Raw genomic sequence first — 12,702 nt, forward strand, 5'->3', positions numbered from 1 at the left:
TGCAGTGGAAAAATAACGTATTCTAAAATTTGAGTTAAAAGGGAAATGTGAATGAGGTAAAAGTTTTAATCCCAAAATAAATTTTCTATATTTAATAAAAAGAATAGCCCTATGAGAAAAATAATTCCAATACTGATTATCTGTTGCACAGGTCTGTTTTTGACAGCTTCCTGTAAGAAAAAAGACAAAGATCTTTCGGGAATTGAAGTGCATGAAGAAGAAAATACCATTTCTTTTGACAGTACTCAAGTTGCCGGATTTTTTACAAAATATCCTGATTTTAAAGAGTTTGAGCCGGAGATAAAGGAACTGTACAAAAAGCACGATTATCATTATATATGGTATGACCGTGGCGGACAGATTGAATTTGCTGCGGCCTTGTTTGACAAGGTCAATCAGATCAAATCAGAAGGTGTTCAGAATCAATTGCCGTATAAGCAACAAATCAGTGATATTTTCTATGAGTCAAAAGAAAAAAGCGGGCCGGATGTATCTTCGGAATTGCTGATTTCGTCCATGTATTTTTTCTATGCTAAAAATGTCCTACAAGGATTGGACCCAAAAGAAAGTAAAGAAAGTGGTTGGTATTTGCCTCGTGAAAAAGTGTCGTATGTTTCTTATCTGGATACGCTGATGAAAGACCCGAATCTTCTGAAAAAAGACGATTCCGAATTGCTTCCTCTTTATTACGATCTGAAAAAGGGATTGCAAAAATATACTGAAATAGAAGAAAAAGGCGGTTGGGGAACAATTGAGATGAAAGCCGGAATCAAGTCGCTCAAGCCTGGAGATAGTTCCAAAACAATTGCTGAGGTTCGAAAAAGGCTTTTTATTTCTGGTGATTTAACAAAGGATTCAGGGAGCAATCAATACGATGATGAATTGTTGCAGGCTATCACGGCCTACAAAAAGAGAAATTCTCGTGAAATGGACAACCTGATTACGCCAGATTTGGTGAAACACCTCAATGTTCCGGTTCAGGACAGGATTAAATCGATTGTTGTAAATATGGAGCGCTGCCGTTGGATTTCTACAGAGCTTACCAAAGGAGGTGAATATATTGCCGTTAATATTCCTTCGTATAGGATGAGGTATTACAAAGACGATAAAGTGAGATTGGAATCCAATGTTGTTGTTGGGAAAGAAATGAACAAAACGGTAGTGTTTAGCGGACAAATGAGTTATCTGGTTTTTAGTCCCTACTGGAATATTCCGAAAAGCATCATTGAAAAAGAAATAAAGCCAGGAATGGCAAAAGACAAAAATTATTTGAGCAAACATAATATGGAGTGGAACAATGGATTAGTCCGCCAAAAACCCGGAGATAAAAACTCGCTTGGACTGGTGAAATTCATGTTTCCAAATTCGAATAATATCTATCTGCATGACAGCCCGGCTAAAAGTCTTTTTAATAAGGAAAGCAGAGCATTTAGCCATGGCTGTGTACGTGTTCAAAAAGCAAGAGATTTGGCAGTAGCAATTTTGGAAGATGATAAAAAGTGGACACCTCAAAAAATAGACAAAGCGATGCATGCCGGAAAAGAAAGTAGCTATGCATTAAAGAAAAAAATCCCGGTTTATATCGCCTATTTTACAGCATTCGCAGATGAAAACGGTATGATTAGTTTCTTTGATGATGTTTATAACAGAGATGCAAGATTGGCGTCATTGCTTTATAAGTCATAAAAAAAACAATAAAAATTGAAGGACCGCATTAAAAGTGCGGTCTTTTTTTTATGGTAAATAGAGAAGGAGTCGAGTTTTTTTCTAATTTTACAAGACCCAAAAATTATGCCCCAACATAATGCCTACTATGAAGAAACAAAATTTAGCCATCGCCCTTCTGGACGATGACCACGAAGAGCACCTGCTTTTTAAGGAAGTAGCCGACGATTTCAGTGAAATTAAGTCAGTGCTTTCCTTTGCCAAAGGAAAGGAAATGTTGGACTATTTGGGAGGTAATGGTAAAAATGTCGTTCCCGACATCCTGTTTTTGGATTTAAATATGCCTATACTTTCTGGCTTGGATTGTCTTATTGAAATCCGAAAAAAAGAAGAATATAAAAATCTTCCAATTATAATCTATTCCACTTCTTCTTCTGAAAAAGACAAGGAAGCTACCTATAAAAACGGTGCTAACCTATATGTCAATAAGCCAATTGAGTTTTCCGATATGAAAAAAATATTTATGGAAGTGCTGAAAATCAATTGGAAAGAGCGCTCAGGAGCATTCAATTTTCAAAACTTTTTTCTTTCTGTTTAAAGCTGCTCTACTATTGAAGGATAAGGCTTTAAAGTTTTATTAATCAAAATTTCGTAATTTTGCCGCAAATTGAAGAAGATGGTCAAGATTGGCAAAATAGAATTACCTGATTTCCCCTTGTTGTTAGCACCTATGGAAGACGTGAGTGATCCTCCGTTTCGTCGTTTGTGCAAACTGCATGGAGCCGATCTGATGTATAGCGAATTTATTTCCTCAGAAGGCTTGATCCGTGACGCTATCAAAAGCCGTCAAAAACTGGATATTTTCGATTATGAAAGACCAGTTGGTATTCAGATTTTTGGAGGAGATGAAGAAGCAATGGCGCTTTCTGCAAAAATCGTAGAAACGGTTCATCCGGATTTGGTTGATATTAATTTTGGATGTCCTGTCAAAAAAGTGGTATGCAAAGGAGCCGGAGCTGGTGTCCTAAAAGATGTAGATTTGATGGTACGTCTGACAAAAGCCGTGATTAAAAGTACCAGCCTTCCTGTGACGGTAAAAACAAGACTGGGTTGGGATGAAAACTCCATTAATATTGACGAAGTTGCGGAGCGTTTGCAAGATGTTGGAGTGCAAGCTCTAACAGTTCATGCCAGAACAAGAGCCCAAATGTATAAAGGACATTCGGATTGGACGCATATTGAAAGAATCAAAAATAATCCTAGAATTACGATGCCTATTTTTGGAAATGGTGATATCGATTCTCCGGAAAAGGCTTTAGAATATAAGAATAGATTTGGCCTAGATGGTATGATGATTGGTCGTGCCGCCATTGGCTATCCTTGGATTTTTAACGAAATCAAGCATTATTTTAAGACCTGCGAAAAATTACCGCAACCTACAATGGAAGATAGGGTTGAAGCAGCAAGAAATCACCTGACTTGGTCAATGGACTGGAAAGGCGAGCGTGTTGGTATTGTAGAAATGAGAAGACACTACACTAATTATTTCAAAGGCATACCCGGATTTAAAGAATATAAGCAAAGACTTGTCACTACAGATGATGCCGAAGGCCTGTTTAAAACATTGGATGAAATCCAGGAAGTTTTTGGAGGTTATCATTTTGTGTAAATAAGGAATCACATTTTGTATAAATAAAAAGAGCGCAGGATTCATAACCCTGCGCTCTTTTATTTTAGTTTTACACTTCAATGCGTTTCCATTTTCCTCTCTTGAAAAGGATATAGCCAGCAATTGTTATAGCGGTTTCAGCAATAGGTATGGCCATAAAAACACCTGTAGGTCCCATGCCTAGTTTTTTAGCAAGAACATAAGCCAATGGAATCTGGAACAACCAGAAGCCAAAGAAATTGATCCAAGTTGGAGTCCATGTATCACCGGCACCATTGAAGGCGTTTATCAATACCATTCCAATACCATAGAAAATATAACCAAGACTCATGATTCGGATAGCTTCTACTGCGATTTCTTTAACAACCAAATCGTTGGTAAAAAATCCTGCAATATATTCAGCGCCCAAAAGCGTAAGTACCATGATAGTTGCCATAAATATTACATTGTATTTGGCTGTCTGCATAACAGATTTCTCCGCTCTTTCGATTTGTTTCGCTCCTAAATTCTGACCGACTAACGTTGCCGCAGCATTGCTTAATCCCCAAGCCGGTAAAATAAAGAACATCATGATTCTTAATGCAGTCTGATATCCAGCTGACCCATGATCGCCACCAGTAACAGCGACAAGATTAGCTAAAAAGATCCAACTACAGGAAGCTATCACAAATTGCAATACTCCCGGCGCTGCTACTTTGATAGTATTCTGTATCAGCTTCCAGTCGGGAAGAAAATAAGAAGCAGCAATTTTTAAAATGCCTTTTCCATTAAATAAATGGTACAGTTGGTACAATACACCTATGGTTCTTCCTGCCGTGGTTGCGATAGCGGCTCCTGTAAGTCCAAAAGCTGGTATTGGTCCTACGCCTTTGATTAAAATAGGGCAGAGAATAATGTTGCAGATATTAGCAATCCAAAGACTTTTCATGGCTATTGCGGCATTTCCGGCACCGCGGAAAATTCCGTTAATGAGAAATAGCAAAACAATACTGATGCTTCCGCCCATCATAATCCTCATGAAATTAGTTCCATGAAGAGCTGCTTCGGGAGAAGCTCCCATCAACATTAGGATTTCTGTTGCATAGAATAAGCCAAGAATACTGATGGCAGTATTGACAGCCACAGCGATTATAACGGCCTGCATTCCTGCTTTTGAGGCCGCTACAGGGTCTTTTTCGCCAATTCTTCGAGCAACCACAGCTGTAGCAGCCATGCTTAATCCGATAGCCAGCGAGTAGATGATTGTGAGTACAGATTCAGTAAGTCCAACGGTTTGAATGGCATAACTGCTGTTTTCAAGGTGACCGACAAAATAGAGGTCGACCAACGCAAAAACGGATTCCATCATCATTTCCAATACCATTGGAATAGCTAGTAAAATAACTGCCTTGCGGATGCTTCCGGAAGTATAATCGAAATCAGCTTCGCCTTTAAGCGATTGTTTTATTGTAGTAAATAAACGGGATAAAAAACTTTGTTTTTGTTCTGTTTGTGTCATGATTATTTAATAAGTAGGTGAGCGTCACTATATGTGACGGAAAAAATAATTAATCAAGGCGGGCCTATAGAAGTTTAGGCCAAAACAAAAACAAACATGGTTCTAATGATTTAGATAACAAATGTATAATTATTTTTTTAAGAAGGGGAAATTTTTTTTAGTCGAGCAATTTTTTTGTGACCCTGCTGGAAGCAATCAGTGAAGAAATAAATCCAAGGGAGAAAATTGTAGCCAAAACAATAATAAGATTTTCCACGTTGAAAATTACAGGATAAGGCATGGTAGGCGTAACCATAACCAACTGATAATTTTGCTGCAACAATACGATGATAATTCCGAGTGTAAGACCAATAAGTCCTCCCGCTGCCGTTAGTATTGAGCCTTGGAATAAGAAAATCTTTCGGAGATTTCTAACTTCAACACCCAGGTTGTATAAGGTAGTAAGGTTGTTTTTCTTATCGATTATCAGCATAATTATCGCTCCAGCTAAGGTAAAGAGCGTAAGCACAATTACCAGAGTGAAGATAAGATATAAGGCAGTCTGTTCTGTATTCAGCATTTTATATAAAGAATCGTTCAGTTGTGCCCGATTTTTTATAGTAAGCTTATTGTTAAAGATATTTTGAAGTTCTGCGGATATAGCCGATTCGTCAGCTCCAGGCTTGAACCGGAATTCAATTCCTGTAACCTGGTTAGGCTTGAATTCCAATAACTCCTGAGCCAGGTTTAAGTCGGCAAAAACATATTTTTCATCCAGTTCTTCACTTACGGCATATACGCCTACGGGAAGCAAGGCCGTTTTATTAAATGCCTGCTCAGCATTATTTATGGCTCCTTTGCCCGGTTTAGGTACATAAACTTCCAATGGATTGCTATAGCTCAGTAAACCTAACGAGAGTTTTTGGTGAATTCCGTAGCCAACCACTACTTGTGGCGTTTTTGGCTCCATCCACTCGCCCATATAGAGTTTTTTCTGGACTTTGTTTACATCAGTATAACTGCTGTCAACTCCTTTGAGGTAGGTCACGACTTCTTTGCCCTCATACAAAAACAGAACCCGCTCTTCTATAATGTTGCTTTTGGCAGCAATCCCATCAATTTTTTGGATTTTCTGAGCTTGTTCCGGAGAAATAAAAAATGATTTTCCTAACGTGCTGGTGATTTTAAGATCCGGATCAAAATCGTTTGAAAAGGAAAGGCTAAAATCCTTTAATCCGCTAAAGACGGAAAGCACGACAAACAAAGCTGCAGCACCCACAATAATGCCAAGCGAAGCAATGCCGGTAATAATATTGATGGCGCTGCTTTTACTGAAGCTTACAGTGTAACGTCGAGCTATGTAAAAAGGAAAATTCAATTTATGATTTCTTTCTTTTTTCTAATAAATCCGGGTTTTCGATTGGGTTTTCTTCGCCAGTCAATGCCTTGTCGATTTTTTCAATATAATCGAGGGAATCATCAATAAAGAATGTCAGATTAGGTACTTTACGCAATTGCAGACGCACTCTTTGAGAAAGATCGTGTTTGATTAACGGTGTATTTGTTTTTATCGCAGCCAATAATTCTGGCCCTTTTTCCGGTGGGAAAATACTAAGATATACGGTTGCGATTGATAAATCTGTAGTCACGCTAACTTTAGAAACAGAAATCACCAAATTTGGGATTCCATTTTTTCTCACTTCGCCTTGAAGGATGTCTACCAAGTCTTTTTGGAGCACGCTTCCTATTTTTTTCTGTCTGTTTGTTTCCATCTTGCAAAAGTACGATTAATTTTAGAGTAGCAAAAAGGTTCTGAATGACAACGATAAAGAATGTCGGAGCAAAGGCAAGATACATTTTATACTTTGCGACTCTGCGTCTTTGCGAGCGGTTATTTTCACGCAAAGACGCAGAGTCGCAAAGTTCGTAATGATAAAATTTTTGAAAGTAAATGTTTTAGCGTCTTTTGACGCAAACTTTCCGATAGTCATAAAGTTTTTATATTTGCTGGAATAATAACATAAGACTAAGGATTAATACGATATACACATGAGAAAGATAGAACATATTGGCATTGCAGTAAAAAATTTAGAAGAATCGAACCTTCTTTTTGAAAAACTTTTTGGTGCTCCAGCCTATAAAATGGAAGAAGTAGAAAGCGAAGGTGTCAAGACTTCTTTTTTTATGAACGGGCCAAATAAGATAGAACTGCTGGAAGCAACAAATGCGGATAGTCCTATTGCCAAATTTCTTGAAAAAAAGGGAGAAGGCATCCATCATATTGCTTTTGATGTTGAAGATATAGTTGCTGAAATCAAAAGGCTACAATCTTCCGGTTTTACCGTCTTGAATGAAGTTCCGAAAAAAGGCGCAGATAATAAATTGGTGGCCTTTTTGCACCCAAAAGGAACTAACGGAGTTCTAATTGAATTGTGTCAGGAAATAAAATAAAAGTTTCAAATTGAAAGAGTTGGCAGAAAGCGAATAGATATGCTGTTATTTTTTTAAGGGTCTACAGCAGGTTTCCTGTGAAATAATTTGCAACATATCAAATTTAGTAGTAATATTGCAACCTCTTAACTGGTCCTATAGCTCAGTTGGTTAGAGCACCTGACTCATAATCAGGTGGTCCCTGGTTCGAGCCCAGGTGGGACCACATAAAAAGCCGCCGATAGCAAATGCTGTCTGCGGCTTTTTTACTATAGTAAAATCATGATTTTCTTAAAAAGCCATTCCTTTTTTAAATTCCAAAAGAGATACGCATACATCTTTTGAAAGATTTTACTTATTTTTTATATTTTTCTTTTCTAACTGATTGAAATTTTGTAATTTCCATTTTTTATAATAGATCATTCATAAAAAACCCCCCGTTATTTTGAAAGATTTTTTTACTTCAGCATCCATAATTGTCGAGGAGGAATCAAGGATTTCTTTTCGCTTCCTAAAACTGTTTTTGATTGCCATATCGGTGATTTCTACAGTATTGTTGTTTGTGCATTTTATTAGAGCCTTTGGCGTTTTGCAAAAAACGAATAGCAGTGGCTTTGATGTGATGCTGAAAATGATAGATGGCCTATGTTAAGGTTTTAGGGAAAAGCATAGACTTAGTTGTGTTAGCAACTCTTAACGACCAGTTGGATATCCAGCTGTAAAGCGTACTTTATTTGTTGTATGCCACTGATTTCTCGTGCCTTTTTTAAATCGCTTTCTATTGCTTCAATAGCGCCACCTCGTGACCAATTTTGATTAAAGGATATTTCCCAAGCCGTATTCAGATTTTGAATTTTAAACCATAGTTCTTTCAAAAGAACAGTATGGAAAATGTTTTTCTGTTCCTCACTGGCATTAGGTAATTCTAAAATAACTAAGGCTTTGTATCCCATAGCAGTAAGATTGTGGTAGTTTTGATACCCAAATTTACTCTCGGTAAGAGCCATTTCCTTACGGTTTTCCGTAAAGCTGTTTTTTTAAGCGTTTTTTTAAGCGTTGGAAATAAAAAAAACCGACAAACTTGTCGGTTAGGAAATAATAGGTTTGGGGCAATAAGGGAAATTATATAAGACCTAAGTCTTTAGCGTTGCTGATAAGATGGATGGTGTTTTTTGCCTTAAAATAAAGCTTTAGCTTGTTTATTCTCTTCTCAATGCTGCTGTTGCTGGAAGGAACATTGCCTTGTTTTTTGAACTTGGCGCCTATTTCATCTTGGGTCAGTCCTATAGATAGGTATTTGATAAGCTTTAGGTCGTATTCTTCAATTTCAATAATGTTATTCGCCTGGAATATATTGGAAAGCGGAGCAGGCACATAATTTTCAGTATCTCCGGCAAGTGCGATTACCGCTTTTTCAAGTTCTTTTGAACCTTCTCTACCTTTAGACACATAACCATTTATGCCACATTCTTCAAACAATGCCTTTATTTTATAGGAACGGTCTTCTATAGAATAGGCTATTACCTTTATTTCTGGCTGAGTTTCTTTGACGCTTTTGATAAGGTCTTCGCCAGATTCCAGTACGGTATCACGATGATCCTGCTTAAAAGAAAGGTCGGTGATAAGCAAATCATAAGGCTCGCCATCTAGTAGTGCTTTTTTTACCTTTAAATAGGCTTCATCGCAATATTTTGCCTGATGAATTTCTGCATGAGTTAGCTGGTCAAGCTGGGAAATTACAGCAGCGTGGATGCTGTCAATGTCTTCTGCAGCTAAAATTTTTCTAAACATGGTTGGTGTATTAAATTTTAAACAGGATAACCAAAAGAAAGCTTTACTCCTCTGTTTGTCTGTATGTCAAAAATAAGGGTTCCCCGAATGCTTTTTATACGGTTTTCCACATTTTGAAGACCGTTTTTTAAAATAGTTTTTCCAAAGGGCATTCCAATTCCGTTATCCGAATATTGGATCTGAATTTTCTTGTCTACAGTCGAAAAATCAATCACGGCTAATGTGGCTTGGCTGTGTTTTTTCATGTTGACCATTAATTCTTGGAGTACCCTATAGGTTACTAGCTTTTTATTTTCATCTACCTTTATCCAGTCCACTGTATCGATATCTTTTATTAATACGTTAAGCGACTGGTTTTGGTATTCTGAAAGCATTATTTTTAACTGATTTGGGAAATTTTCACCCAATTCGATAGGACTGTTTTCTCTTGAGATATCCCTGGTTCTTAAATAGACGCTGTCTAACGAATGAATAAGGGCTTCTTTTTTTTCTGGTTTATCTAAATTCTGGGTAGAGGCAAATGTCATGGCATTATATACGTCATTTGCCAATTCATCATGTACTTTTTTAGCAATCCGGGTTTCAGTATTGTAGGCTTCCTGGAATTTTTCTTTTTCATGCCTTGATTTTAATAGCCTGTAGAAAAGTGTTCCTACAAGTACAAGGAAAGATATCGTTAGCAATAAAAGTTCATTCCGGCGTTTTGCTTTTTCTGCCTTTAACTTGTTTTCTGCATTTTCTGCCTGATATTTTAGTGATTCTTCCTCTACCTGTTTTGAGTCATAACGGATTTTTGCAAACTGGTTTTTGGCTTTTTGGCGGACAATCCTGATGCTGTCATTGAGAGTCGTATATTCTGAAAACAGTTTGTCAGATTCTTGCTTGGAAGCCGATGTTTTTGAAAGAAACTTGATTGCGTCTAGCTTGTCATCCGTGTTTTTTAGTTTGTTGGCCAAACTGTAGGCTTTTTCTGCATATTTCCTTGCCAATTGTGGATTTTCACGAAGATAATATTCAGAAAGGTGTAAACAACTTGCCATTGATCCGAATTCGTCTTTGATAGAATCTTTTAAATGCAATGCCTGCAACATATATTGGCTGCCTCTTTTGTCACCGGACAAGAAATAAGAATATCCCAGATTGTCTATGGCTTTCGCTTTGAATTCAAGATCCGTATCGGAGCTTTTTTTAGCCACCAGTTTCGTCAGTATTTTTATAGCTTTTCCATACTCTTTCTGATCCATATAGATAAGAGCTATGTTGTTCATCACTACATCTTTAGAAAGTGAGTCTTTTGCGGTATCATAGGCTTTTCTGTAATACTTTAAAGCATTTTCATAATTAAAAAGCTGTTTGTAGGATACGCCCAGATAATTATAAACGGCCACAAGATAAGATTCCTCTCCAGAGTTTTTTAGACAGGCCAATGCTGCGGTGGCTGTTGTTTCTGCTCCATAATAATCAGAAGAGATACGCTGCAGGTCAGTCATCATCAATAAGCTATATCCGGCACGCATGCTGTCATTTGCTTTTAAATATTCTGTTTTAGAACGGTCATAATAAGCAAAGCTGCTATCAATATTTATAGGTAAGAAATAAGAAGCACTGAGATAATAATATCCTCCAAGAGGAGCTTCGTTTTTGATTTTAAGTGCCAGTGTTTTTAGCTTGCTGAGGTAATATCTCGAGCTGTCAGAATTATATTGAAGATCTTGTTCTATTTTATTATACAGACCTTTATAGAGCAACGAATCATTGTTGGATTCAATACCAATTCTATACGCTTTATTACTGAAATCTCTTTGTCTTTCTCTTGAAAATTTACTGTCATAAGAAAGCTGCATATAATGCTCAAGACTGTCTGCTGCGGCACTCTCTTTCTTTACCGGCATGTTTTCTCGACATGAAACGAATATCAATGTGATGAAAAAAAGCAAAATCGGGGAGTAATGCTTCATAGAAGAATATTTCCCCGAAAATACTAAAACTGTTTTATAAAAACTTTTTTTATTGCTATTTTTTAGCTTAAGGCTTCACTGGCGGTGGTGGTGGTTTTGTGATTATAATAGCATTATTACCGCCGCTATCATCTGCTTGCAGGCTCGTTGTGTTAGCTTCATCTGTCGCATCATCTGCTGTGCAGGAGAAAAACAGAGTGCTAGAGGCTAGAATAGCCAGAGCTAGGATTAATTTTTTCATCTCTATTGAATTAAAAAGTTTGACATAAGGGGATTGTTTTCGAGTGGTATTCGAAAAGCAGATTCCGTCTTTCTTAATGGGTGGTAGCCCTCTTTTTTGGGAAGTTCAGTGCGCCAAAACAGAAGTGAAGATCATACTTCCCGAATGGTCCTCCCATCCTGATTTAGCAACACTGAGGTAAAATCAGTTTTGTACATTTGTCCTAAATGCATGTTAGGACAGAACTGATTTCTGAGGCAAAGTAAATGTGGTTTTTGCTGGTGATAGCAAGGGAATTCCGATGATTCCGATAATTCCGATCGATTCCAATTAATTCTGATTTAATAACTATGAAAAATAATTTTGATGAATATAAAAAGGCCATCATAACCCGGTATGAAGAAGAAAAAATGGGGAAATTTTCTGATTTGCTTTTAGATCCAACACCAGCAAATCTTAAAAGACTATGTCTGCTTATTAGTGAAGATGAAATGAGATTTTCAGATTTGGCAATCTTTCGCCATTTCTTTTCTTTCAAGTCTGATGATGATATCGCAAGGTGGATTAAAAACTTTGACACAGAAAAATTTAAACCCTTAAGTACTTTCCTGAAATTAGGAACTAATCTCAAAGATTATAGAAGTGCGAACCTGATTGCAGTTTTAGTGGATTTTAAACAAAGGCCTTATACTAAATTTCTTGAAACCTACTGTTCGCTGGATATTGGAAATCCTAAAGTTGAAGATGTCAATAAGGATATTCCAAACAGGAAACATTTTGCCGAGAGAATGGCAATATCAAAACCCGTTGAGGATAATTATCAATTGGTGGTTAAATCGCCTTTGTCAAAGAGATTAATGCTGACATTGGTTTTTTTTGCCGCAATTTTTTTTTTAGCTTTTGTTTTGAAAGATGTTTTTGATGACAAATGTATGATTTGGAAAGGGGATCATTATGAAAGAATAGATTGTGAAGATAGTCGTGCGTATGGTGAAAAGAGTTACGACAATATAATCGCCTTGAATAAAGATGTCCTCGAAAACTTCAGAAAGATAGAAGTGTGTGATACTACTACTTTTTTTATTAATGACAGGCCTATGGTCTGGTACATCAAACAAAACGGCAAATGTGAATTTTTTTCGTACAATGGCGTACACCCAATTACGAGGAAACCATTAAAACCGATTACAAAACACATGGTAGAGAAACATATCATGAAGGTTCACAGTAAAAAAAAATAATCTGAAGATAAAAGCGATTTTGCATTCTTTGAACATTTTTATCCGATGTCTTTAACCTGCTATAGAGCTTAAGATAGTTGTGTGAAATCGTTTTTTAGCAGGAAGTTCTCCGTTTTGACTAAAATCGTTGTGATTAACAAATATAAGAAGCTGAAAAAAGTACTTATTTGTTACTCATGACCCTACTTTTCTCGTTTTTTTATTACTCATTATTGCATAATAATTGTTTTTAATATTTTGATAAACAGTTT

The 12,702-nt window shown here is 36.8% G+C and carries 12 protein-coding genes and 1 tRNA gene; 6 read left to right on the plus strand and 7 right to left on the minus strand.

Features of this window, described 5'->3' with window-relative positions:
- Nucleotides 1–111: 111 nt before the first annotated feature.
- The 3 genes from FJA49_RS13990 (at nucleotide 112) to dusB (ending at nucleotide 3,334) form a co-directional block, all read left to right on the plus strand.
- Nucleotides 112–1,686: a L,D-transpeptidase family protein gene (locus FJA49_RS13990; RefSeq protein WP_140001553.1), complete on the plus strand. Its 1,575-nt coding sequence runs from the start codon at nucleotides 112–114 to the stop codon at nucleotides 1,684–1,686.
- A 127-nt stretch (nucleotides 1,687–1,813) separates the two neighbouring features.
- The gene (locus tag FJA49_RS13995) at nucleotides 1,814–2,263 is read left to right on the plus strand and encodes a response regulator (protein ID WP_140001554.1); all 450 of its coding nucleotides are present in this window, start codon (nucleotides 1,814–1,816) and stop codon (nucleotides 2,261–2,263) included.
- A 78-nt stretch (nucleotides 2,264–2,341) separates the two neighbouring features.
- Entirely contained in the window at nucleotides 2,342–3,334 is a 993-nt protein-coding gene (dusB, locus tag FJA49_RS14000; RefSeq protein WP_140001555.1) for a tRNA dihydrouridine synthase DusB, read from the plus strand.
- 70 nt (nucleotides 3,335–3,404) lie between these two features.
- On the opposite strand, the gene FJA49_RS14005 is transcribed toward dusB, so the two are convergent.
- The 3 genes from FJA49_RS14005 to rbfA all read right to left on the minus strand — a co-directional run bounded on the left by FJA49_RS14005 (nucleotide 3,405) and on the right by rbfA (nucleotide 6,583).
- Nucleotides 3,405–4,832: an MATE family efflux transporter gene (locus FJA49_RS14005; protein ID WP_140001556.1), complete on the minus strand. Its 1,428-nt coding sequence runs from the start codon at nucleotides 4,830–4,832 to the stop codon at nucleotides 3,405–3,407.
- Between the two features lie 157 nt (nucleotides 4,833–4,989).
- Nucleotides 4,990–6,189, minus strand: coding sequence for an ABC transporter permease (locus tag FJA49_RS14010; protein WP_140001557.1), 1,200 nt, complete (start codon nucleotides 6,187–6,189; stop codon nucleotides 4,990–4,992).
- Nucleotide 6,190: 1 nt separating this feature from the next.
- Entirely contained in the window at nucleotides 6,191–6,583 is a 393-nt protein-coding gene (gene rbfA, locus FJA49_RS14015) for a 30S ribosome-binding factor RbfA (RefSeq protein ID WP_140001558.1), read from the minus strand.
- A gap of 277 nt (nucleotides 6,584–6,860) precedes the next feature.
- Here rbfA and mce point away from each other — a divergent pair, with 277 nt between their 5' ends.
- Together mce and FJA49_RS14025 are read left to right on the plus strand one after the other, a co-directional pair.
- Nucleotides 6,861–7,262 (plus strand): methylmalonyl-CoA epimerase, encoded by a 402-nt coding sequence (mce, locus tag FJA49_RS14020; protein WP_140001559.1) that lies wholly within the window; start codon nucleotides 6,861–6,863, stop codon nucleotides 7,260–7,262.
- 131 nt (nucleotides 7,263–7,393) lie between these two features.
- Nucleotides 7,394–7,467, plus strand: a tRNA-Ile gene (locus FJA49_RS14025).
- 457 nt (nucleotides 7,468–7,924) lie between these two features.
- On the opposite strand, the gene FJA49_RS14030 is transcribed toward FJA49_RS14025, so the two are convergent.
- The 4 genes from FJA49_RS14030 to FJA49_RS18460 all read right to left on the minus strand — a co-directional run bounded on the left by FJA49_RS14030 (nucleotide 7,925) and on the right by FJA49_RS18460 (nucleotide 11,231).
- The gene (locus tag FJA49_RS14030) at nucleotides 7,925–8,248 is read right to left on the minus strand and encodes a hypothetical protein (protein ID WP_140001560.1); all 324 of its coding nucleotides are present in this window, start codon (nucleotides 8,246–8,248) and stop codon (nucleotides 7,925–7,927) included.
- A 115-nt stretch (nucleotides 8,249–8,363) separates the two neighbouring features.
- Nucleotides 8,364–9,032 (minus strand): response regulator, encoded by a 669-nt coding sequence (locus FJA49_RS14035; protein ID WP_140001561.1) that lies wholly within the window; start codon nucleotides 9,030–9,032, stop codon nucleotides 8,364–8,366.
- Between the two features lie 17 nt (nucleotides 9,033–9,049).
- Nucleotides 9,050–10,990 carry a tetratricopeptide repeat-containing sensor histidine kinase gene (locus FJA49_RS14040; RefSeq protein WP_140001562.1) on the minus strand — a complete coding sequence of 647 codons (1,941 nt, stop codon included), beginning with the start codon at nucleotides 10,988–10,990 and terminating at the stop codon, nucleotides 9,050–9,052.
- Nucleotides 10,991–11,057: 67 nt separating this feature from the next.
- The gene (locus FJA49_RS18460) at nucleotides 11,058–11,231 is read right to left on the minus strand and encodes a hypothetical protein (protein WP_158629492.1); all 174 of its coding nucleotides are present in this window, start codon (nucleotides 11,229–11,231) and stop codon (nucleotides 11,058–11,060) included.
- A gap of 329 nt (nucleotides 11,232–11,560) precedes the next feature.
- Between FJA49_RS18460 and FJA49_RS14045 the strand changes: the two genes are divergently transcribed.
- On the plus strand, nucleotides 11,561–12,451 hold the full coding sequence (locus tag FJA49_RS14045; protein WP_140001563.1) for a hypothetical protein: 891 nt from the start codon (nucleotides 11,561–11,563) through the stop codon (nucleotides 12,449–12,451).
- Nucleotides 12,452–12,702: the final 251 nt, after the last annotated feature.

Origin of the sequence: Flavobacterium microcysteis, assembly GCF_006385255.1 — a bacterium.
Lineage (GTDB): Bacteria > Bacteroidota > Bacteroidia > Flavobacteriales > Flavobacteriaceae > Flavobacterium > Flavobacterium microcysteis.

Coding starts and splice junctions, on each gene's coding strand:
- FJA49_RS14005 (WP_140001556.1), bottom strand. CDS start 4,832: ATGACACAAACAGAACAAAAACAAAGTTTTTTATCCCGTTTATTTACT.
- FJA49_RS14035 (WP_140001561.1), bottom strand. CDS start 9,032: ATGTTTAGAAAAATTTTAGCTGCAGAAGACATTGACAGCATCCACGCT.
- FJA49_RS18460 (WP_158629492.1), bottom strand. CDS start 11,231: ATGAAAAAATTAATCCTAGCTCTGGCTATTCTAGCCTCTAGCACTCTG.
- FJA49_RS13990 (WP_140001553.1), top strand. CDS start 112: ATGAGAAAAATAATTCCAATACTGATTATCTGTTGCACAGGTCTGTTT.
- FJA49_RS13995 (WP_140001554.1), top strand. CDS start 1,814: ATGAAGAAACAAAATTTAGCCATCGCCCTTCTGGACGATGACCACGAA.
- dusB (WP_140001555.1), top strand. CDS start 2,342: ATGGTCAAGATTGGCAAAATAGAATTACCTGATTTCCCCTTGTTGTTA.
- FJA49_RS14045 (WP_140001563.1), top strand. CDS start 11,561: ATGAAAAATAATTTTGATGAATATAAAAAGGCCATCATAACCCGGTAT.
- FJA49_RS14030 (WP_140001560.1), bottom strand. CDS start 8,248: ATGGCTCTTACCGAGAGTAAATTTGGGTATCAAAACTACCACAATCTT.
- rbfA (WP_140001558.1), bottom strand. CDS start 6,583: ATGGAAACAAACAGACAGAAAAAAATAGGAAGCGTGCTCCAAAAAGAC.
- FJA49_RS14040 (WP_140001562.1), bottom strand. CDS start 10,990: ATGAAGCATTACTCCCCGATTTTGCTTTTTTTCATCACATTGATATTC.
- mce (WP_140001559.1), top strand. CDS start 6,861: ATGAGAAAGATAGAACATATTGGCATTGCAGTAAAAAATTTAGAAGAA.